The sequence below is a fragment of the Hydrogenophaga sp. YM1 genome (assembly GCF_016903055.1).
GTDB classification, from domain to species: domain Bacteria; phylum Pseudomonadota; class Gammaproteobacteria; order Burkholderiales; family Burkholderiaceae_C; genus Hydrogenophaga; species Hydrogenophaga borbori.
In genome coordinates this window covers 3,289,076-3,310,950 of the sequence record NZ_CP070223.1, presented here as the reverse complement: position 1 = coordinate 3,310,950, position 21,875 = coordinate 3,289,076, and the positions used below count along the sequence as shown (strand labels likewise).

The 21,875-nt window shown below is 68.0% G+C and carries 20 protein-coding genes; 19 read left to right on the top strand and 1 reads right to left on the bottom strand.

Annotation, left to right across the window (positions count from 1 at the left end; all coding sequences use genetic code 11):
- Window positions 1–3 precede the first annotated feature (3 nt).
- Window positions 4–534 carry a PaaI family thioesterase gene (locus JNX00_RS15555; protein WP_139146929.1) on the bottom strand — a complete coding sequence of 177 codons (531 nt, stop codon included), beginning with the start codon at window positions 532–534 and terminating at the stop codon, window positions 4–6.
- Window positions 535–586: 52 nt separating this feature from the next.
- On the opposite strand from JNX00_RS15555, the gene JNX00_RS15550 reads away from it, so the two are divergent.
- The 19 genes from JNX00_RS15550 to JNX00_RS15460 all read left to right on the top strand — a co-directional run bounded on the left by JNX00_RS15550 (window position 587) and on the right by JNX00_RS15460 (window position 21,823).
- Complete coding sequence (locus JNX00_RS15550; RefSeq protein WP_070397589.1) at window positions 587–1,063, top strand: MarR family winged helix-turn-helix transcriptional regulator; 477 nt, start codon at window positions 587–589, stop codon at window positions 1,061–1,063.
- Window positions 1,050–2,270, top strand: coding sequence for an MFS transporter (locus tag JNX00_RS15545; RefSeq protein ID WP_204742823.1), 1,221 nt, complete (start codon window positions 1,050–1,052; stop codon window positions 2,268–2,270). Before JNX00_RS15550 ends, JNX00_RS15545 begins: the two co-directional genes overlap by 14 nt.
- Window positions 2,271–2,452: 182 nt before the next feature.
- Window positions 2,453–2,737: a hypothetical protein gene (locus tag JNX00_RS15540; protein WP_239478159.1), complete on the top strand. Its 285-nt coding sequence runs from the start codon at window positions 2,453–2,455 to the stop codon at window positions 2,735–2,737.
- 44 nt (window positions 2,738–2,781) lie between these two features.
- Window positions 2,782–4,221 (top strand): pilus assembly protein TadG-related protein, encoded by a 1,440-nt coding sequence (locus JNX00_RS15535; protein ID WP_204742822.1) that lies wholly within the window; start codon window positions 2,782–2,784, stop codon window positions 4,219–4,221.
- A complete protein-coding gene (locus JNX00_RS15530; protein ID WP_204742821.1) occupies window positions 4,218–5,069 on the top strand; it encodes a hypothetical protein in 852 nt (283 codons plus the stop codon). The genes JNX00_RS15535 and JNX00_RS15530 overlap by 4 nt, the downstream gene beginning before the upstream one ends.
- A gap of 61 nt (window positions 5,070–5,130) precedes the next feature.
- Window positions 5,131–5,865, top strand: coding sequence for a hypothetical protein (locus JNX00_RS15525; RefSeq protein WP_204742820.1), 735 nt, complete (start codon window positions 5,131–5,133; stop codon window positions 5,863–5,865).
- Window positions 5,862–6,065, top strand: coding sequence for a hypothetical protein (locus JNX00_RS15520; RefSeq protein ID WP_239478158.1), 204 nt, complete (start codon window positions 5,862–5,864; stop codon window positions 6,063–6,065). The genes JNX00_RS15525 and JNX00_RS15520 overlap by 4 nt, the downstream gene beginning before the upstream one ends.
- 13 nt (window positions 6,066–6,078) lie before the next feature.
- The gene (gene cpaB, locus JNX00_RS15515; protein WP_204742819.1) at window positions 6,079–6,972 is read left to right on the top strand and encodes a Flp pilus assembly protein CpaB; all 894 of its coding nucleotides are present in this window, start codon (window positions 6,079–6,081) and stop codon (window positions 6,970–6,972) included.
- Window positions 6,973–6,980: 8 nt separating this feature from the next.
- Window positions 6,981–8,798 carry a pilus assembly protein N-terminal domain-containing protein gene (locus JNX00_RS15510; protein ID WP_239478157.1) on the top strand — a complete coding sequence of 606 codons (1,818 nt, stop codon included), beginning with the start codon at window positions 6,981–6,983 and terminating at the stop codon, window positions 8,796–8,798.
- 20 nt (window positions 8,799–8,818) lie between these two features.
- The gene (locus tag JNX00_RS15505; protein WP_204742818.1) at window positions 8,819–10,507 is read left to right on the top strand and encodes an ATPase, T2SS/T4P/T4SS family; all 1,689 of its coding nucleotides are present in this window, start codon (window positions 8,819–8,821) and stop codon (window positions 10,505–10,507) included.
- Window positions 10,508–10,512: 5 nt separating this feature from the next.
- Window positions 10,513–11,367 carry a type II secretion system F family protein gene (locus JNX00_RS15500; RefSeq protein ID WP_204742817.1) on the top strand — a complete coding sequence of 285 codons (855 nt, stop codon included), beginning with the start codon at window positions 10,513–10,515 and terminating at the stop codon, window positions 11,365–11,367.
- A 12-nt stretch (window positions 11,368–11,379) separates the two neighbouring features.
- A complete protein-coding gene (locus tag JNX00_RS15495; RefSeq protein WP_239478156.1) occupies window positions 11,380–12,294 on the top strand; it encodes a type II secretion system F family protein in 915 nt (304 codons plus the stop codon).
- 10 nt (window positions 12,295–12,304) lie between these two features.
- Entirely contained in the window at window positions 12,305–12,709 is a 405-nt protein-coding gene (locus JNX00_RS15490) for a DUF192 domain-containing protein (RefSeq protein WP_204742816.1), read from the top strand.
- Window positions 12,710–12,759: 50 nt separating this feature from the next.
- A complete protein-coding gene (locus JNX00_RS15485) occupies window positions 12,760–13,629 on the top strand; it encodes a TadE/TadG family type IV pilus assembly protein (RefSeq protein ID WP_239478155.1) in 870 nt (289 codons plus the stop codon).
- Window positions 13,626–18,866, top strand: coding sequence for a DUF6531 domain-containing protein (locus JNX00_RS15480; RefSeq protein ID WP_204742814.1), 5,241 nt, complete (start codon window positions 13,626–13,628; stop codon window positions 18,864–18,866). The genes JNX00_RS15485 and JNX00_RS15480 overlap by 4 nt, the downstream gene beginning before the upstream one ends.
- A gap of 1 nt (window position 18,867) precedes the next feature.
- Complete coding sequence (locus tag JNX00_RS15475) at window positions 18,868–19,494, top strand: hypothetical protein (protein ID WP_204742813.1); 627 nt, start codon at window positions 18,868–18,870, stop codon at window positions 19,492–19,494.
- Window positions 19,495–19,512: 18 nt separating this feature from the next.
- Entirely contained in the window at window positions 19,513–20,583 is a 1,071-nt protein-coding gene (locus tag JNX00_RS15470; RefSeq protein ID WP_204742812.1) for a hypothetical protein, read from the top strand.
- A 75-nt stretch (window positions 20,584–20,658) separates the two neighbouring features.
- The gene (locus JNX00_RS15465) at window positions 20,659–21,069 is read left to right on the top strand and encodes a hypothetical protein (protein WP_204742811.1); all 411 of its coding nucleotides are present in this window, start codon (window positions 20,659–20,661) and stop codon (window positions 21,067–21,069) included.
- 10 nt (window positions 21,070–21,079) lie between these two features.
- Entirely contained in the window at window positions 21,080–21,823 is a 744-nt protein-coding gene (locus JNX00_RS15460) for a hypothetical protein (protein ID WP_204742810.1), read from the top strand.
- Window positions 21,824–21,875: the final 52 nt, after the last annotated feature.

The following is a 21,875-nucleotide window of genomic DNA, read 5'->3' as shown; positions in this document are numbered from 1 at the left end:
TTGTCACCGAGCTTCGAAGACCAGGCAGGTCGTTGTGGCATGCGCGTACAGGGTGCCGTCCGGGCCCACCAGGCGGGCCTCGGCGGTGGCGAGCTGGCGGCCGGCGTGGATCACCTGCCCGATGGCCCGCACGCGCTGCACCTTGGGCGTGAGGGCCTTGACCAGGTTCACGCCCAGCTCGGCCGTGGTGTAGGCCCGGCCCGGCGGCATCTTGGTGTGCACGGCGCAGCCCAGGGCCGAGTCGAGCAGGGTGGCGAACCAGCCACCGTGCACCGAACCCATGGGGTTGAGGTGGCGCGCCAGCGGCGCGCCCTGGAAGGTGGCCATGCCGTCGGCCACGGCCACCAGGTTGAAGTCCATGGTGGCCGCGATGGGCGGGAAGGGCAGCTCGCCGCGCAGCATGGCCTGCATCAGCTCCAGGCCGCTCTTGCCCGCGACCTGCTGCGGCGTGGAGACGCCCGCGCCCGGCCCTTTGGCCATGGCCTCGAGCACGGCCTTTTCCTCGTCCAGCCAGCGTTGCAGGGTGTCGCTCATCGGTCGCTCCGTGAAGGTTGTATATGCATGAATTGTAGATACAATCGTTGCCATGTCGACTGTCGCCGCCGTGTCATCCGCGCCGCCCAAGCCGCAGGGGTGCACCAACCTCAAGCTGCGCCAACTGGTGCGCGCCGTGGGCGCGCTGTACGACGCCGAGGTCGGCAAGTCCGGCCTGAAGATCACGCAGTACTCGCTGCTGTCCTACATCGCCAAGCTCGGGCCGATCCGCGCGGTGGAGCTGGCGCAGCAGATGCACATGAGCGCGTCCACGCTGTCGCGCAACCTGCGCCCGCTCATCGACGCGGGCTGGGTGGAGCAGGCCGCCGGGCCGGACGCGCGCAGCTGGCTGATCCAGGCCACGCCCGAGGGCCAGGCCAAGCGCGCCGAGGCGCAGCGCCGCTGGCGCGCGGCGCAGGAAACGGTGAACCAACGCCTGGGCGCGGCGCGCGTGGTCGCGCTGCACGCCCTCATCGATCAATCCCTGGCGCTGCTGGACGGCGCGGAGCCCCACCATGACAACGAGTGAACCCCGCGCCCGCCTGTGGTGGCTGGTGCTGCTGGCGGCGGCCGGCGCCTTCGCGCTCACCATGGGCACGCGCCAGACCATGGGCTTTTTCCTGTCGCCCCTGAACACGGCCACCGGCCTGGGCGTGGGCAGCATCAGCCTGGCCTTCGCCTTCGGCCAGCTGTGGTGGGGCCTCACGCAGCCCTTCGCGGGGGCCTTCGCCGACCGCGTGGGCGCGGGCCGCGTGCTGGTGATCGGCGTGCTGCTGGTGGCCGCGGGCACCTTCCTCACGCCCTACATGACGACCACGCTGGGCCTGATCTTCGCGCTGGGCATCCTGGCGGCGGGTGGGGCGGGCATGGCGGGGCCCTCGGTGCTGATGGCCGCCGCCAGCCGCCACATCGCGCCCGAGCGGCGCGGCATGGCCACGGGCGTCGTCAACGCCGGCGGCTCCTTCGGCCAGTTCGTGATGGCGCCGATCGCGGCCGGGCTCACGGCCAGCCTGGGCTGGGTGGGGGCGCTGCAGGCGTTGGCCTTCATCACGCTGCTGGCGCTGCCGGCGGCCTGGGTGCTGCGCGGCGGGCCCAGCGGCGCGGCTCAGGCCGCCGCCCCGGCGGCGCTGCCGGCGCGCGAGGCGCTCCAGCGCGCCTTGCGGCACCGCGACTACCTCATGCTCGCGGCCGGCTTCTTCGTCTGCGGTTTCCACGTGGCCTTCCTGGCCACGCACCTGCCGGGCGTGGTGGCGGCCTGCGGCCTGCCGGCACCGGTGGGCGCCTGGGCGCTGGGCGTCATCGGGCTGTTCAACATCGTGGGCAGCCTGGCCATGGGCTGGGCCGTGGGGCGCTGGCGCATGAAGTCGCTGCTGGCCCTGGTCTACGCCACGCGCGCCCTGGCGGTGCTGGTGTTCCTGCTGGCGCCCAAGACGGAGGCGGTGCTGCTGGTGTTCGCGGCCGTGATGGGCCTGAGCTTCCTGTCCACGGTGCCGCCCACGGTGGGGCTGGTGGCCAAGTTTTTCGGCACGGGCAACATGGCCATGCTGTTCGGCGCGGTGATGTTCACGCACCAGGTGGGCGGCTTCCTCGGCGCCTGGCTGGGCGGGCGCGTCTTCGAGGCCACGGGTTCCTACGACTGGGTCTGGTATGTGGACATCGTGCTGGCCGTGGGCGCGGCGCTCATCCATCTGCCGATCCGCGAGGCGCGGCCGGCGCCGCGGGTGGCGGCGGCGTGAAAGGGGCCTGCGGCGCCATCGGCAGCTACACGTTTGTGGGAAAAAGACTGGACCAGCGGACGTATTACTTTTGTTTTCATTAAATCCCCTTGATTGGTCCTCGCGTCCCTAGCGCGGCTTCCTAGAGTGCGGGGGCGCCGGGCAACCGGTGCCCAACAACACCAGCCAATCCAGGGAGTGTCATGAGTCCGCAAGCGCACAGAACGCCTTCGCCCCGAGCCGCCCAGCGCGGCCAGGGCATGACCGAGTACATCGTCATCGTTGCCCTGATCGCCGTGGCGGCCATCGGCGTGTACCAGTTCTTCGGGCAAACCATCCGCAACCAGACCGCGGGCATTGCCCTGGAGGTGTCGGGTCAGTCCGCGGACGCCGCGATCAACCAGGCCAAGACCGCGGCCGACAGCGCGCAGGCCGAGGGCAACAAGAAGAAGGGCCTGGGCAGCTACCAGAACAACGAGTCCCGCTGACGGCGCGGTCACAAGCGCCCAGTCACCACCGTTGATCTGAAACCATGCCAACTGCCCTTCGCCCGCTGCGCGGGCCGGGCTTGAGCGGGGGGAGCGCCATCAGTGCCCGGCAACAGGGCCAGGCGCTGGTGTACGGCCTGTTCGTCCTCATCGGCGGACTGGCCGCGCTCTTCTTCCTGTTCAACACCGGCCAACTCTCACGCGAGAAAACCAAGCTCGTCAACACGGCCGACGCCGTGGCCTACAGCGCTGGCGTGATGAACGCGCGCGCGCTCAATTTCGTGGCCTACACCAACCGGGCCCTCATCGCCAACGAAGTCACCATCGCGCAGCTGGTCAGCCTGTCGTCGTGGGCGCAGTACGTGCAGACCCATGCCGAAAGCACGGCGCGCCTGGGTTGCGAGGTGCCGCAGTACGCCGAGCCCACGGTCAAGGGCATGGTCGAGTACGCGCCGGTCTGCGTCGGCCTGTTCTACGCCAATGCCACCGGCGCGGTCGAAGCCGCCGCGCAAGCGGTGCAACTCGCCACGGAGGTCGCGGTCCTGCCCGCCGAGGCCGCCAAGCTCGCATTGCAAGCCGCCCAGGCCGCGATGGCGGTGGCCTTGCCGGCGGTGCGCCAGACCGTGATGGACGAAGTGGCGCAGGCCAATTACGCCGGCGATGGCGACGTCGTGGTCGACGCCATGCCGCTGAAGGACGGGTTCGCCGACTTCGACGACCAGCCGTTCATGCACCGCTACAGCGGCGACGAACGCGAGCGCTTCAAGCAGGCCACGCTGGCGGCCACGGGCCTGGACCCCTTCGTGCCGTCGAGGCGCTGGCGCAGCGAGGCCCGCGCGCCCACCTGTGTCGACCTCGGGCTGCACTTCGACGACGTCCAACGCGCGGGCGGCACCACACTGGTGGGCTACGACGAGTGGCGCGCCCTGGACACGGTCTCGATGTGGCGCTACCGGCTGCGCGGCCGTTGGGTCCCGCGGTGTCGCAGCGGCGAAGACCCCCTGGGCTATGGTGCCCAGGCGGCTGGCGACGGGTCTGGCGGGAACGGTGATGCGCCGGGCGCACGGGACAACCCGCGCGCCACGTCGATGGCCTCGTCCAGTGACTGGCACTACAGCGGCCTACCGAGCTTCTACGGGTTGTCGGCCGCCGCGCTGTCCCGCGGCGGAATCGGGTCGAGCCCGCTCGATGCACGGCTGGACTTCGCGGTGCGGGTCATGCGCGACGCGGCCCAGACGCGCACCTCCGACGCGCGTTCGACGGTGCGGCCCTCGCAGCGCCTGAACCGCTACTCAGGCCAGCCTGCGCGGGGCATTTATGCGGCCGTGTCGGCATCGCAGGTGCATTTCGAGAGGCCCTCGCCGCGCGCCGACGGCCAGGCCGAGCTGGCAAGCCTCTTCAATCCGTACTGGCAGGTGCGCCTGATCGATGCCGCGCCGTATGCGGCGATGGCAAGGGCCCGGCAGGGGGTCACGACGCCATGAACGCCTTCCTTCCCCTGGTCTGCGCGTTCGGGACGTCGGTATCGCGCTCCCGATTCCACCGGCGGTGCGCGCACCTTCAGCAAGGCCAGGCATTGACCGAGCTCCTTGTCGTCGCTCTGGCGCTGGTGCCGCTGTTCCTGCTGATGCCGCTCATCGGCAAGTACCAGGACATTGCGCACAGCACGCAAATGGCCGCGCGCTACACGGCCTTCGCGGCCACGGTGCGCAACGACGCGGTGGGCCGCTTCGTGCCCGAAGCCCAACTGGCCGACGAGGTGCGCCGCCGCTTCTTCAGCAACACGCAGGCGCCGATCAAGACCCACGACGCCGCGGCTGACGTCGACGCCCACCGCAACCCCTTCTGGCGCCGTCCCGACGGCGAGGCCCTGATCCCGTCCTTCGGCGCCGTGGCGCTGGGTTTTGGTCGCCAACAGGGCAGCGCGCACGCCGACGGCTTTGCCGCCGCCAGCGACGGCGACGCGTTCCCGCTGCGTGGCCCGCTGTCGCTCTCCAGTCGGGGCATCTACACCACCCACGTGCGCGTTGCGTTGGCCGATATGCCGGCGGCCTTGCGGGCCTACGAACCCTTCGACCGCCTCGGCCTCGCCCTGGTCCGCAGCACAAGCCTGCTGATCGACCCCTGGACAGGGCAAGGCCCTGCCGAGGTGCAGGCCCAGCTGAATGACCCCTTTGTCTTTCCGGGCGGGTTGTTGCGTGGGGCGTCGCCGGCCGTCGATCCGATCGTGGAGGCGGTCGAACTGCCCGGGGGATTGAAGGCACCCCGGCTCGGCCGACTCGATTTCTGGCAGGACGCGGTGCCACCGGATCGCCTGGGGCCGCAGCCATGAGCGCCGCCGGGCCGTTCCCTGGGCGCTCAGCTCCGCGGTGCGCCGCACGGAGGCTTGTCCAATGAGCACCAGACTGTCAACGCACAAGGCGCGGCATCTGGCTGTGGCGATCGGCGGGTGGGCGGTGTTGCTGGGGGTTCCTGCGCGGGCCGAACGCGCCTGGCCTGTTGTCGATCTGCCGGCGCACGCGCAGAACTGGTCGGTCGGCGACGCGCTTGAGGTCGGCGGCGTGCCCATGCGCATCCGTGGCTTTCTATCGGACCGCCCGCGCGACGAGGTGGCGCGCTCCCTGCGGCAGAGCCTGGGTCGACCGATGGTCGAGAGCCGCCTGGGGGACAAGCTGATCCTGGGCCGCGCCGACGGTGGCTTTTACCTCACCGTGCAGTTGGAGAGCGTGGCCGGTGGCACGCGCGCGCTGGTCGCGGTCAGCGACCTGGAGAGCGCCGCCCGGCACCGCGAGCAGGCCCAGCGCCCAACGCAGGCTTGGCTGCAGCGCCTGCCGGCCGACTCGCGCATCCTGAGCCAGACCGCGTCGCGCGATGGCAAGCGCCTGTCGAGCCAACTGGTCTACAGCAACGGCGCGGGCGGTGCGCTCAATGGCCGGGCCCTGACGGCCTTGATGCAAGAGGACGGGCTGCAGTTGCAGCACGACGCCACGACCGGCACGGCTTCAGACGGTCGTGTGATGTGGTTCAAAGGCGTGGGCAAAGAGGCCACGGCGGTCATCGGTCGCCTGCCGGACGGCCGCTCCAGCGTGGTGCTGAACACCGTCACGGCCTTGGAGGTGATGCCGTGATTCCCTCTCGCTCCGCCCCCCTGCCGGCCCGCGGCGCCGCACGCGGCCAGGCCAGCCTGGAGTACGTGGTCGTCTGCCTCGCGCTGGCGCTGGCCCTGGGCATCGGCCTGTGGAACGACCAGAGCGTGCTCTGGCAACTGCTTGACGCCTTGCGCGTGGCCTACCAACGGTTCGCCTACGCGCTGTCCTTGCCCACCTGAGCCCTTGCTTTCGATGAAACCCTTCTTCGCCTTGTCCGCCCTGCGCCCCAACAAGACCTGGATCGTGCTGGGTGTCGCCCTGGCCATCGGCCTGCTCGCAGCGCTCGGCGCGCGCAGCTACCTGTTCAACCAACTGGCCGAGATCGAGGCGCGTGGCAAGGGCCACATGGTCGACCTCGTGGTGGCCAAGGTCGACCTCGCCAAAGGGCAGCGCCTGTCCAGCGACAACCTGGCGGTGCGGCCCATCCCGGCCGACTACGCGCACAGCCTGGCGCTCACGCCCGAGCAGTTCGATCGCGTGGAGGGGCGGGCGCTGGCCTACGACGTGAAAGGCGGCGAGGCGGTTCTGTGGAGCATGGTCGAAGGCAGCAAGGTGCCCACCTTCTCGGCGCGCGTCGCCTCGGGCCACCGCGCCATCACCGTGCCAGTGGACGAAATCAACTCCATCTCCGGGCTGCTGGAGCCGGGCGACCGGATCGATCTGCTGGTCAGCCTCGAGCGCCAGGGCCGCAAGAGCACCTTCACGCTCTTGCAGGGCATCGAGGTCATGGCCACTGGCCAGCGCTCGGTGGACGATCCCAAGAGCGGCGAGCGGCGCCTGTATTCCACCGTCACGCTGGACGCCGACCCGCAGCAGGCGCGCAACATCACCGTGGCGCGCGAGGCCGGCAGGCTCACGGCGCTGCTGCGCAACCCACAGGACAAGGCCACCGCCCCCGGCGCCGCGCCCGACCTTGCGGCCTGGCTGGGCGGCACCAACGCCTCTCTCGCCGCCAACGTGCCGGTGCTGTACGGCGGGCGCGGCGCCAAGCTGCCGCCCGAAGGACTGCGCCTGGACCCGCGGGGCGCGCCGCCGTCGGCCATGGGGCGCTCCGAGGCGAACAACGCGACCGACACGGCGCCATGAGGACTCGAATGCCCACACCTTTCTCTTTCCTTCACACGCGGCCGTGGCGCGCCCTGTGGTTGGCGCTGGCGAGTGGCTTGCTGCTGGCGCCGGCCCACGCCGTCGAATCCGCCGCCCCCACCGCTCCCGCGGCGGGTGGGGTCGTCAATGGCTACGCGCCCATTCTCAAGCCCTCCGCCGAGGCCAAGGTCCGCCGGTCCGCGGGCGTATCGGCCCGGCCCTATACCCCGGTGAAAAAAGCCGATGACGACGGCCAGATCGCCGAAATCGAGATGTTCACCGGCGAATCGCGCGTGTTCCCCGCGCCCGGCGTGGCGCGCATTGCGGTGGGCAACGGGGCCATCCTCACGGCCGCCGCGCTCGACGACAAGGAGGTGATCCTGTTCGCCAACGGTGTGGGCACCTCGTCGCTGTTCATCTGGAACGCCGACGGGCGCTACCAGCGCATCAAGATCAACATCGTCGCGGGTGACCTGAGCCGCGTGGCGCGCGAGGTCGCCGCCTTCCTCTCCACCATTCCCAAGGCGCGCGCCTCGGTGATTGGCGACAAGGTGATCGTCGAAGGCGAGCAGCTGAGCGATGTCGATCTCGCCAAGATCGACGCCCTGGCCAAAGCCTATCCGCAGATCGTCAACTTCACCAACCGGCTCGGCTGGGAGCAGATGGTGCTGCTGGACGTCAAGGTGGTCGAGTTTCCCGTCGACGAGCTGCGCGAGATCGGCCTGAAGTGGTCCGCCGCGGGTGGTGCGGCCCTCGGCGGCATCTGGGCCCCGGCCGGCCGGGGCCATGGGCCCTACCAGATCAACGTCCCGGCCGGCACGGGTGGCCTGCCCATCACCAATGCCGACGGCACCACCACCGGCATTCCACTACCGAGCGGCCTGACGCTGATGAGCGCCCTCAACGCGGGCCTGGGCGCGCAGCTGAACCTGCTGGCGCAGAGCGGCCGCAGCACCGTGCTGGCCGAGCCGCAGCTGTCCGCGCGCAATGGCGCCAAGGCCAGCTTCCTGGCTGGTGGCGAGTACCCGTACACGGTGTCCACGGTCAACGGACCGTCGGTGCTGTTCAAGCCCTATGGGGTCAAGCTCGACATCCAGCCCCGCGTGGACGCCAGCGGGGTGATCCGCGCCACCGTCGAGACCGAGGTCAGCCAGATCGATCCATCGGTCGCCACCCCGTCGGGGCCGGCCTTGCTCTCGCGCAAGACCAGCACCGAGTTCAACGTCCGCGATGGCCAGACCATCGTGCTCAGCGGCCTCATCCAGCGCGAACAGGCCACCAGCATCGACAAGGTGCCGCTGCTGGGCGACATCCCCGTGCTGGGCGCGCTGTTTCGCTCCCGACGCTTCCAGAACAAGGAAACCGAACTGGTCATCTTCGTCACGCCGACCGTCGTCGACGCGCATTCACCCGGGCTGGTCGACCGTGCGCAGAAGATCAACGAACGCTTGCAGCAGCGGCTCGGCGAACCGCCTCACCTGAGCGAACCCTTGCAGCCGGGGCACGAACCGGCGCAGGCGGGCGCCGTGGGTGACGGCGCCGGGGTGGCGCTGCCCGAGCCTCCCCAGCCAACGGCCACCGTGGGCGCTGCGTTGACGCTGCGGCAGCTGCCCTTGAGCGATGTCGAGCTGTGGGCCGGCGCGGACGGGGCCTTGCTGCGGCTCACGCCGGACATCAACGCGTCCGTGCTGGTGCGCCTGCGGCGCGGCGATCCGATGCGTGCACTGGACCTGGCACCGCGCGGCCGGTGGCTGGCCGTTCAGGCGGGCGAACAGCGGGGTTGGGTCGTCTCGACCGGGCTCTCGCTGGTGGCGCCGGTTCGCTGAATCCGAGCGGAGAAACGCACATGTTGCAGATCGACATCGAATCCGCGGACGGTGCCGTGAGCCGTCTGCAAGCGCCCGACGAGAGCGTGATCGGCAAAGGCGCCCACAGCGAGGTGCGCTTGGAGGGCTGGCGCATTGGCAAGGAGCACGCGCGCCTGTTCGCCACGCCGTCGGGGGTGTGGCTGGAGGACTTGGGGGCCTTCGGCGCTGTGCTCGTCAACGGCCAGCGCATCAGCGGACAGCACGGGCCACTGCGGCCGGACGACGTGATCGGCATCGGGCCATACAAACTGCGCGTGACGCCGGTTCCCCCGGCGGCGAATCCCCCGCCGGCCTCTCCCGCGCCTGTGGCCGCGTCCCCCCAGGCCGTGGCCCAGCCCTCGCCCGAGGAGGGCGGTCCCTGCCGGGCTGAGCGGCTGCGGGAGTTCGAGTGGCGCCGCCGGCTGCACGGCAAGCTCATCGAAACCATGGACCTGCGCCGCCACGACGTGTCCTCCATGAGCGACGATCGGCTGCGCGAGGAGACCGCGGGCCTGGTGCGGCAGATCCTCGCCGAGCTCGATGGCGACATTCCGCCCGGCATCGACCGGGCGCAGCTGTGCCAGCAGGTGCTCGACGAGGCGGTTGGCCTGGGGCCGCTGGAAGCGCTGCTGGCCGACGAGGGGGTGACCGAGATCATGGTCAATCGCCACGACGAGATCTACGTCGAGCGGGCAGGGCGCCTGCTGCGGCACCCGCTGAGCTTCACCGGCGACCGCGCGGTGATGGGCGTGATCGAGCGCATCGTGGCGCCACTGGGGCGGCGCATCGACGAGTCCTCGCCCATGGTCGACGCCCGGCTGAAGGACGGCTCGCGCGTCAACGCCGTCATCCCGCCGCTCGCGCTCAAGGGCCCTTGCCTGACCATCCGCAAGTTCGCCAAGCACAAGCTCACCGCCGCCGATCTCGTGCGCTTCGGCTCGATCAGCGCCGAGATGGCGGCCTTCCTCGAGGTCTGCGTGGTGGCACGCAAGAACATCGTGGTCTCGGGCGGCACCGGCTCGGGCAAGACCACGCTGCTCAACATCCTGTCCAACTTCATTCCGTCGGGCGAACGCATCGTCACCGTGGAAGACGCTGCGGAACTCAAGCTGCACCACGAGCACCTGATCAGCCTGGAGTCCCGGCCGGCCAACGTGGAGGGCAAGGGGGCCGTTCCGATCCGCGAACTGGTGCGCAACACCCTGCGCATGCGGCCGGACCGCATCGTCGTCGGTGAATGCCGCGGCGGCGAAACCCTCGACATGCTGCAGGCGATGAACACGGGCCACGACGGCTCGCTGACCACGCTGCACGCCAACGCACCGCGCGATGCGCTGGCGCGGCTGGAGACCATGGTGCTGATGGCGGGCATGGACCTGCCGCTGGCGGCCATCCGGGAGCAGGTGTCCTCCGCGGTGCACCTGATCGTGCAGCAGACGCGGTTTGCCTGCGGCACGCGGCGGGTCACCAGCGTCACCGAGGTGTGCGGCATGGAAAGCGGCAAGGTGCAGCTGCAGGAGCTGTTCCGCTTCCAGCCTCAGGGCTACGGCGGCCCCGACGGCAAGATGCGCGGCCACTTCACCGGCTGCGACATGGTGCCCACGTTCTACGAAGAGCTGCGGGCCATGGGACAGGCGCTGGATCTGAACATCTTCAAGCCCGTGCAAGCGCCGGTGCTGGAGGCCTGATCGCCATGGGCCCGGTCTTTCTGTGGGTTGTCGTGGTGGTGGCCGTGTCGGGTGCTTTGCTGGCCTGGTTCGTGATCGACCTGGGCACCGTGTCGCTGCAGCGCTACCGCGCGGCCTTCACCGAACGCACCCGCTTCCAGGCGCAGGAGTTTTTCCTGTTCATCGCGCCGCAGAAATTGTTCGCGGCCAACCTCGCGGTCATGGCGCTGGGGGCCTTGGCCACCTGGCTGCTCACCGGCAGCGCGCTGCTCGCGCTGCCCGCGTTCTTTGCTCTGGCGCTGCTGCCGCGCTGCGTCTACGCGAGGATGCGCCGGCGCCGCCTGCGCCAGTTCGAGGCGCAGTTGCCCGACGCGCTCATGATGCTCAGCGGGGGCATGCGGGCCGGCGTTGGCCTGAGCTCGGGCCTGCAGCAGCTCGTCGCCGAGAGCGCGCCACCGCTGGCCCAGGAGTTCGCGCTGCTGCTGCGCGAGCAGCGCCTGGGCGTCACGCTGGAGCAGAGCCTCGCCAACCTGGCCCGGCGTGTGCCCACGCAGACCACCACGCTGGTGGTGTCGGCCATGCGCATCGCGACCACCACCGGCGGTGGTCTGGCCGAGACGCTGGAGCGCACCGCGCACACCATCCGGGCGCGCTTGCAGATGGAGGGAAAGATCGAGGCCCTCACCGCGCAAGGCAAATTGCAGGCCTGGGTGGTGGGCCTGTTGCCGCTGCTGCTGATGCTCGTGCTCAACAAGATGGAGCCCGAAGCCATGGCCATGCTGTGGCACACGCCGCTGGGTTGGGCGACGCTGGGCGTCATCGCCTTCCTTGAAGTGATGGGCGTGGTGGTGATCCGCAAGATCATCGCGATCGACGTCTGAGGTGGTCCCGCGATGCAGACCTCTTTCCTGATGCAGCACCCGGGGCTCGTGCTGACGCTGCTGGCGCTGGGGTTCATGGTGCCCGTGGCGCTGCTGGCCTGGTTGCTCGGCCGGGCGGTCGCGCAGGTGCCCGAAGAGGATCGCCAGTACAAGGACGCGCCGCCGCTCGGGTTCCGGCTGGCGTGGTGGCCGATCCAATGGATCAGCCACTACCTGGAGCCGCTGTTGCCGGTCCGTACGCGAGAGGCGTTGGCGAGGCGCCTGCGCAAAGGCGGCCTGGACTACACCCTGGAGCCGGCGCAGTTCGTTGCGTCGCGCGGCGTGTGCGCGCTGCTGTCGGCGGCCGTGGCCGCCTGGGGCGCGAGCGTCTTGGCCCCAGCCCACGCCGGCGCATGGCTGCAGGTTTTGCCCCTGGCCGCATGGATGGGCTGGGCCTACCCGGCGCTGTGGCTGGGCGACCGGCTCAAGGCGCGCCAGAAGGAGCTGCTCAGGACCTTGCCCTTCTTTCTCGACGTCATCACGCTGTGCGTGGAAGCGGGGCTCAACCTGCAGGGCGCCATGACCCAGGCCGTGGCCAAGGGCCCCGTGGGGGTGTTGCGCGACGAGCTCCAACGCGTGTTGCGCGACATCCGCGCCGGCAAGGCGCGGGCGGAGGCATTGCGCGCGATGGCGCAGCGCCTGGACGAACCCGCCGTGGGCCATTGGGTGGTCTCCGTGATCCAGGCCGAGAGCATGGGCATGAGCCTGGGTCCCGTGCTGCGGGTCCAGGCCGATCAGCGCCGCAGCGAGCGCTTTCTGCGCGCCGAGAAACTGGCGATGGAGGCCCCGGTGAAGATGCTCTTCCCGCTGCTGGCGTTCATCTTTCCTTGCACCTTCATCGTCTTGTTTTTCCCGATCGCGATGAAGTTCATGCATTCGGGACTGTGAAAGCGGGGACATGAAGCACCACCCACACACCCGCGACGCTGTCCTGCACACCGCCACGGGAGAGTATTCCCTGCGCGTTCGCGTCGCTGGCACTTTCCTGGCCCGCTGGCGCGGGCTGATGTTCGCGCCGCCGCTGCCCGCCGGCGAGGGCCTGCTGCTGATGCGCTGCGCCAGCGTGCACACCGGCTTCATGTGCTGCCCCATCGACCTGGTGTATCTGCAGAGCAATGGGGTCGTCACGCGCTGCGTGGAGAGTCTCCAGCCTTGGCGCCTGAGCGGCGGTGTCTCTGCAGCGGGCACCCGCGGCCGGCACACGCTGGAGCTGGCCGAAGGCAGCGTCGTTCGCTTCGGTGTGCGCCCTGGCGATCGGCTTGAGCACGAACTGTTCCGCGCCCCTCGCCGCGTGCAGCAATGACACACAGACCCCGCCGTCTCCGCTGCCGAGCCGGGCAGTGCGGCTCGGCCATGATCGAGTTCGCCGTGGTCGGCCCCGTGCTCACGCTGCTGGGCCTGGCGCTGCTGCAGTACGGCCTGCTGTTCTTCGCCAAGAACGGTTTCAACCACGCGGCCTTCATGGCCGCGCGCGCCGGCGCGGTGGGCAACGCCAGCCTGAGCAGCGTGCAACAGGCCTACGTGCGCGCGCTGGTGCCGCTGTACGGCGGCGGTCGCAACAGCACCGAACTGGCCGAAGCCTACGCCCGAGCCCAGGCCGATGTGGGCGGGCATCTGCGCATCGAGCTGCTCAATCCCACCCAGGAGAGCTTCGACGACTGGAATGATCCGGCGCTGCAGCGGACGCTGGGCCTGGGCCGCCGCGTCATTCCCAACGGCAACCTGGCGTTCAAGGACCCGGAGGACATCAAAAACCGATCCGGGCAGAACATCCACGACGCCAACCTCATCAAGCTGCGCTTCACGCAAGGCTATGCGCCCCAGGTACCGCTGGTGCGTCAGCTCTACAGCCAGTACCTGAAATGGCGGGACCCCGGGACCGATGCCTTTCACTCCCAGCTGGTGGCAGAGGGCCGCATTCCGGTTGTGACCCACGTCACGCTGCAGATGCAGTCGGACGCCATCGAGCCGGACCAGCCGGTGTCGATGCCCGGCCTGGGCAACAACGGACAGCCCGGCGATCCCGGTGACCCGCCGGTGGTGGACACGCCACCGCCGGGCTGCGCCGACAGCGGCTGCGCGGCCGACAGCTCGCCCACCGATCCCACCACCACGCCGGACGCGCCGTCTTGCGGTGGCGCGCAACCAACCCTGCTTACCACGCCTTGGTCCGTGTTCGCCACCGGCGGTTTCGGTTCGTCGTCTGCCACCGCGTCGCCATGAGCTTCATTCTCTCGACCCTGTTGCGCGCGAAGTCCGATCGACGAGCCCCGGCACGGGCCCTGTGGGTTCGCCCGACGCTCGCCGTGGCGCTTCTCCTGTCCGCGCCCCTTGCCCAAGCCACCTGCGACCCCAGCGTGAGCTGCTGCGCCGGTGCCCCCAGCACCGGCAGCCCCTGCGGCGGGGCGGGCGTGGCCACCCTGGGCAACACCTCGGGCGTGGACAGCGGCGCGGGCAACCCCCTCAATGTGCTGGGCGGCAACAAGTTCCAGCGCGAGGTGGACATGCCCGCGCTGCCCGGCGTGCTCGGCCTGGAACTCATCCGCTACTACAACAGCGCCGACAGCGAGCGCCACCTGCTCGGGCGCGGCTGGCGCCTGAGCTACGAGACCACGCTGCGCGTGGGCACCGGTGCGCTGGCGGGCGCGCTGGAAGTCGTGCAGGCCGATGGCACGCGCATCGCCTTCGCCCTGCCTCCAGACGAACGCCAAGGCCCAGGCCAGGGCCAAGGCGATCTCTACCGTGGCCTGAACCCGCTGCAAGGCCTGGTGCACCGACTGCACACGCCGCGCGGCAGCGAGTACCTCTGGCGCTGGGCCGACGGGCGCCAGCTGCGCTTCAACACCCGGGGCCAGCTGGAGCAGATCCGCGCGCCCAGCGGCGAATTCCTCAGCCTGCGCTACGACGGGCGTGGCTGGCTCAGCGAAGTGATCGACCCCGCCGGGCGGCGCCTGCGCCTGCATGTGCTGGACAAGGCCAGCGCCCAGGACCCGCAGCGCTACCGCGGCGTGCAGGGCATCGACACGCCCGTGGGGCGGTTTGTTTATGAACACGGCGGGCAACTGCCCGAGGGCTCCAGCGCCAGGCCCAGCGAGCCCATCGCCAACCTCAGCCAGGTCATCTATCCGGCGCAGGCGCCGAGTGAAGGTGGCGCGGCCTCGGAGATGCGCAGCCGCCGCTACCACTACGAAGACCCGCGCTTTCCGACGCTGCTCACCGGCATCAGCGCACAGCGGCTGAGCCGCCATGGCCAAGCCCGCAACGAGCGCCTAAACACCTGGGCCTACGACGAAGAGCGCCGCGCCGTGCTCAGCTTCAAGGGCGAACGCCCTTCGAGCACGACTGGTACGACTGGCACGGCGGTCGCCACGGGCCAGGATCAGGTGAGCCTGCAACACGGACCCACCGAGCACGGGCAGCGCACCACCGTGCTCGCCAACAGCCTGGGCCAGAGGACCGTCTACACCAGCACCACCATCGCCGGCGAGCCGCGCCTGCTGCAAGCCATCGGCCCGGGCTGCGCGAGTTGTACTCCGGGCAACCGGCGCTACGGCTACGACCGCGTGGGTCGGCTCATCGAAGAGACCACCCTCGACGAGAAGGGCCACCCCCTGCGCAGCACCCGCACCGAACGCGACGCCTACGGCCGCCCGGTCAAGGTCAGCACCATCACCTACCAGAACGGCAAAGCCCAACCAGCCCAATGGCGCGCGCGCTACGAGTACGCGGCCATCGATGCGAGCGATCCGTATGCGGTACCCAGCCCACAACCCGTGCTCATCGCCACGCCCAGCGTGGTCCCGGGCAAGGAGCGGCTCACCCGCATTGCCTACAACGCCGCGATGCAGCCTGTCGAGGTCACCGAAGAGGGCTTCAGCCCGGTCGACGAACAGGGTCAGTTCAATCCACAAGGGGTGGCCATCCGGCGCAGCACCACCTACGGCTACGCCCAGATCAACGGACGCAGCGTGTTATCGAGCGTCGATGGCCCCTTGCCCAACGGCCCGACCAGCCGACCCGAGGACTCGGACATCACCCGCTACGAATGGGACGCGCGCGCCGACCACCTGCAGCGCATCGTGCGCCCCGGCCCACGACCCCTGGATGTGCACCGCGAGCCCGAGAGCGGGCGCATCGTCGGCCTCAGCGGGCCGGATGGGCTGAGCCTGCCACTGCCCCAGCCGGTGCCAGTCTGGGACGCGCCCCAGCAGAGCGCAGCGCCCAACGCGGACCTGAACGGCCACGCAGGCCTAAGCGGCCGCGCGGACCTTCTCATCGAGCACGACCCCTGGGCCCGGCCCGTGGCCTGGCGAACGGTGGCAGGGGCAGCCTCAGGGACAGCGTCAGGCGACGACAGTGAAGCGCTGCTCAGCGCCACCTGGGGCCCACCGGGCAGCGTGGCCGAGTCCAGCGTGCTCGGCTTCGCCACCCCCCACGCCCAGGCCCAGCGCCGGCTCGACGACTTCGCTCGCGTCGTGGCCATCCGCCACCCCGGCCAAGGCTGGCAGTTCGCGCGCCACGACGAGGCCGGGCGTCTCCTCCTGACCATCGACCCCAGAGGCGCACGCCAGCGCGCCCGCTGGGACCTGGCGGGGCGGCTCGTGCGCCTGGAGCGCTTCGCTCCCGGTGCTGAGGCCGGCACCACCGCAGAGCAAGTCATCGAGCGCCGCTACGAGCATGAGCGCCTTGCCGAAGAACGCATCAGCGACAAGTACGGTCAACGCATCACCCGCCTGAGCTACGACGAACGCGGCGCCCTGGCCAGCGAAACCCTGCGCATCGAGCCCGCCGGGGCACTGCGGGCCGCCTTGCCCGAGCCCATCCAGTTGAGCCTGGCCTACCGCCGCGAAGCGGACGGGCGCCTGAGCCGCACGCTCACCGGTGCCGATGGGCGCCGCCTGGGCATCGCGTACCTACCCAGCGATGCACCGCTGGATGGACCACTGTCCAGGCCGCTGGGTGGGCCGGTCACCCGCATCCGCACCGAAGGCGCGCTGCCGGCCTGGCTCGGCGGCGGGCGCGACATCGTGCGCGACATCCGCTGGCAGGACCTGGGGGCGCTGCGCTACGCCACGGCCATCACCCATGGGGACGGCAGCGTCGACCGCTTCGAACCCGTCCCGCCACCGGCACAGCCAGAGACCAGCCGAAGCGGCCTCGCCGGGAGCGACACGGCGTCCTGGCTCGCCCCGCCGGGGCAAGAACACGACAGCGCGGGCCTACCCAGCCGCATCAGCACCAGCCAAGGCGTTCAGCGCCTGCACTGGAACGCGGCCGGACAGCTCGAACGAACCGAGAGAGAAGACGGCGGCCACAGCGACTACCTCTACGACGCGCGCGGGCGCCGCGTCATCCAGCTCGTGAGCGAGGCCAAGGGCCAGGTCCTCGCCAGCCTGAGCCTGTACGAAGACAGCCGCCTCGTGGCCGAAGCCGACGCCCAGGGCCGCTTGACGTATGCCCACGTCCACCTGGGCTACCGCCCCGTGGCGCAGATCCCGCTGCAGCCCGCCAGCGCCTGGCAGCGCTTCACCGCCTGGCTGCTCGGCCCAGAAGCCCGCCACCTGCACACCACGCGCGCCGGGCGCGTGCTCAGCGTGAGCGAGCAGGGGCGGACCGTCTGGCGCGACGGCGAACGAGGCGCGGAGCGAGGCGCAGGGCCGTCCGAAGGACCAGACGAAAGGCGCGACGACGGCCAGTCGCCCCGCATCCACCAACCCCTGCGCTACGTCGGCCAGGTCCACGACGCCGACAGCGGCCTGAGCTACCACGGCGCGCGCTTCTTCGAGCCGACACAAGGCCGCTTCATCAGCCCCGACCCAGCCGGCATCGCCGACGCCATCAACGATCTGCCCGCGGGCCTGCTGCTGGACCTCTACGCCTACGCGGGCGGGCGCCCCGACGCGTACTTCGATCCCGATGGCGCGGCGCGCATCCGCTACTTCGCCATCACCACCGACGCCAAAGACAAGGCGCTGGGCATCGACCAGGGCTTCGTCAAGGCGCGCTGGGCCTTCATCGTCGACGACGTGCAGGGCGGCGGGGACGCCAGTGCGCTGGGCCAGAAGCGCAATGAGTACGCGCGGGCGGCCAGTGCCTTGCTCGTGGACGTCGGAGGCAACTTCCTGGGCGGTGGGCAAGCCGCCAGCGCCTGGGGCGGCGCGGACAACCCCATGGCGGCGGACTTCTTCCAGCACTACGGCGAGGCGCTCATCGCCATTCCCGAATTCACCATCGACAACATGAGCGACGACGACGCCACCGCCTTGATCGCCAGCTACATCCAGGCCGATCGGGAACAGGTCTTTGGGCGATCGTGTCCGTCGCGCGCGGCGCTGCTGCCGCCGATTCGGTTCGCGCCAGGGGAGACAGACATCCACGTCGATCGCGAGAAGGAGCCGCCGCTGACGGGCCTGCCGGGCAACCAGGCCAACGCCCAGCGCATCCTCAACTGCAATCGCCCCACGACCTTGCCCGTGGCGTATGCCAACGACGAGGAGCGGCGGCGCATCGCCAAGTACGAAGCCGCAGCGGAGCTGCAGGAATCTCCCGCGACGTCCGCCATCTACAAGGACTGCTCGGCCAACAACGGCTGCCGCAGCAACACCGCCATCAAGATCAACGGGCACGAGTACTACGCCAGCTATGGGCGCACACAGTTCGTGGTGGAGACGTTTCTCAGAACGCTCAGGACGATGGCCAAGGGCTTGAGCGCGCAACAACGCCACCAGTTGCGCCTGGATCAGCCCGTGCGACTACCGAATGGCTCGATGGGGACCATGTTGGATATGGTGGGGATTGCGATGCGGCGTGCACAGAGGACGGGAGCTGCATTTGAGGATCAACGGGAATTTCAATTGAATTTTGGTGGCGGCATGACAGCAGCGGATGCATGGATTGCGATGAACCAGGGAGATCGGGACAGTTTCAAAAATGACACCGGCTTTGGGCAGCAAGAATTCATCGATATGTTGAGCTTCACGCCAGAAGGGCGTGCGCGTACAAATGGAGAAGCCAAGAACGCCTTTTCGTCGGAGGCGGTTATGCGCCTGCTCGACGGGGACGGAAAAGCAAGCTTTAAAGAGTGGTTGATGTGGTTGTACGCCAGCCAAGATGAGTACGCCTTTATATCGAAAATGTACCTCAAACGCACACTGTCATCGGTAGTGAATGGAGACTTGCTTCGAGACCATTTCAAAAACAGCGAAACTCCAGGATCAAATGCTCACTACCAGCGCCAGCGCGAGATTGAGACCGACCTGGCTCAGCGCATGGCTGCAATGCACAACTGGGGAAATGTTCGTCGAATAATCGTACCGGAGATAAAGCTCCCGCCCGGCGTGCAGAGCTACGTGGATGAATTCACTCAACTTGCTGGGAGAGGGGATTGGCGAGCACTGCGATGCAGTGATGAACTGAAAAATTCCCCTGGTCTTCGGATGGTGCCGCTAAAGTTGAATTGATATGAAGAAAATTCAGATGATGTTGGTTGGATTGACGCTGATTGCACTTAAAGCGCAGGCCGGGGAACTGCCCCCCCTTGACCTGAAGATGGAGCCACCATTGTGCAAGGCGCCCCCTTCGAAGCGACCCCGCCTCCAAGCCGAGCGCAGCAGGGAATCCAAAGATGCGATCAAGGTCGATTGGTATTGGCCCTTGGTGTTTGATTTCAATGGTGACGGCTGGTGCGATTTTGCTTGGGCTATTCCCTATCCGATGAATTCGAAGATGGAATCCTTCTTTTTGGAGGATATATTGGTGCTGGGGGGGGCGAGGGAGTGGCGATCGCCTTTTAAAGGCGGCAGGAGGCCATGGGTGCTGCGAATTGATACGGAAACTTGGCCTGTGTACAACGTGGATTTGACAGAGGCCATCATGATTTACCCGAAGTCCGGTGGAGCACCTTACATACTCGGGATCGGTCCGGATGGTCTGGAATATGTGGCCCCAGGTTGTCGAGAATACGTCTCCGTCCACCGCTGGGACAACGAAGTCGATGCCTTCAAGAAGGTCGATGACGTGACCCGCGACGCCGTTATCACTTTCTATTACTCGACCGTAGGCCAGAGATGCGATCGGTCAAAAAAGTGATCGATACGGCTGCGCGACATGGGCGGCGCCAACGCCCTCACGCAGGTGCTCTACGACCCGCGCGGCAGCTTCCTCGGCTCCTCCGCCAACCCGCTGGGCGCCTCGTCCAAGGCGTATGCGCAGTGGAATTCGTCCCAGCCGAAGGCCCAGGACACCGTGCAGGCCTTCGTTGCCCACTACGTCAACGACATGCTCTCGCCCGACAGCTTCACGCAAGAGATCGACGATGCCGCCGCCCTGCAGCTGCTGGAGGACCTGCAGACCTTCGGTGACGTCACGCGCAAGTACACCGCGGCGGCGTGCTCCGGTGGCAACGCGGCGGCAGGCGTGGCCGACGACCAGCTCGTGCTGCCGAGCGTGAAGCTGCGCGGACTCACGCTCTCGCCGGGTGGTATCGCAGGCATCAACGACGAGCCGGGTGGTCAGCGCATCGACCAGGGCACGGACAGCTTGACGTGCCAGCAGGCGATGACGCCCGAGCGCGCGTTCCAGCGGCTCAAGCGCGCGGTGCAGATCAAGGAGTCCGGCGGGATGGACTGCAGCAAGACGGGCTGCGCTGCGTTGGCGCAGAACCCCGCGGGCACACCGGCCAGCTACGGCTCCACCCAGTTCGTGGTCTCCACCTTTGTGGACCGAATGCTGACGTTCTCGGATGTGCGCAAACCCAGCACGAACCAGAACCTGGTCTATCAAGCCTTGTTCAACAGCCAGGCGAATTTGAACGACGAGGAGAAGAAGGCCTTGGGGTTGATCGATGCGCAGGGGCAGGACACGGGATTGAGACAGCGCTTGGACCAGGCGCTGCAGCGTGCCGTCTACGTCCTCGGTGGAACCTACAAGGGAAAACGTATTGTGGGTTGGAGAACCCGTTTGACGGCGAACACGCCGATCGACCCCGCCAGCGACAGCCAAGTGCAGCAGTTCGCCAAGGAGACAGGCTTCAGCCATACGCCCGGCAGCACGAGCAGCGAGGCGTACGGTATGTATGTCAGGATGGTGAGGTGGGCGAAGATGGCAAAGTTGATGGAGCGATACCTAATCGATGGTGGTGGAAATTCGAAGGTGGCCTACGACCTGCTTCATAAATAGGCTCAGTCGCAACTGCAAGAAGGCGTAAGCCCCACAGCCGAGCAGCAGTTCGATGCGCTGCTGGTCGATCTGGGCATGACGCGAGAGGGGTTCGGCCTCTACCTACGAGCACGGCGTTGGAACGAAGGTTGGCAAGGCTTTGCCACAGCGGCGATCTTCACCGACAAGACACTCAGGGCCATATTGGCCGATGGCCCCAATGCCTTGTTTAAGAGCCAGCAGAAATTCGATCTGATCTCCGATCGCGAGATTCGATGGAAGTACGCGGCGTACAGGATCAAGTACCCCGATGAGACGGAAGAGGACATCGTGGCGCGCATCGGCTACTTCCACAACGCAGGATCGGACGCCAAGGCCTTGTCCGTGGCACGAAACTTTGAGTACGCCAAGGGATTGGTGGGCATCTGGAGCAACACCGCCAAGATGCCTTGCGACGTCATGAACGTGCCACGACTGGTAATCGATCCCATCAAGCCAAAGTCATAGGAGAGACGTGATGACGCGAACTGATTGGATGTCGATCGCGATGGTGATGCTGGTGATTGCCCTCCCTACCCACGGACAGGAGGTGCCAATCAGCGCGAGCGCCTCAAACGTCGAAGCTACATCGTTGACGATTGATTTGCCGGCGTGTAAGCGCGACATGAAGGCTTGGAAGGCGTTTTCTCCATGGGCATATCTGCGTAAGGAAGGTGACTCGGAGGCAACGGTCGCGAGATTGACTCGGCACTGGAAAAGAGAAGATGCTGTCGATGTAACCTGGGTGGACATCGACGGCGATGGCTGGTGCGATGCGATCACCTCGGGCTATAAGGAGCCGTACAAGAACGCAAAGGGAAAGCCTGTTTTGCTGTTTCAACCTCGAGCCATCTATCTGCGAACGAGCCAAGGCTTCAAGCCATTCCTAGGAAACAGGATCACCGGAGAGTACGAAGGCCGCTCTTTCACCATCTACTGGGACACCCAATCTCATTCCGCGGTTATCTTCACTCGCGTATACCAAGGCAATGCCGTCGGCGGCATCGGCGAGGGGTCTGACGAATTCCATCTGCGCCAGATGCTGCGCGCCTCATTCGCCGCCCACAAGGCCGGCAGGGCTGACGAAGAGAACGACTACTACGTCGAAGTGGAGTCCTTCCTCTACACCACCCTACAAATCCCACGCGCCATCAGCAAGCGCATCTGGGCCGAAGAAGCCCAGCGCGCGGGCGTGGATTTGGAGTTTCCGTTCCTCGATTGACAACTCGGGGGCTTCTGGGAGGGTTGCCAAGGCGTAGCCGGTAACCGGTGCA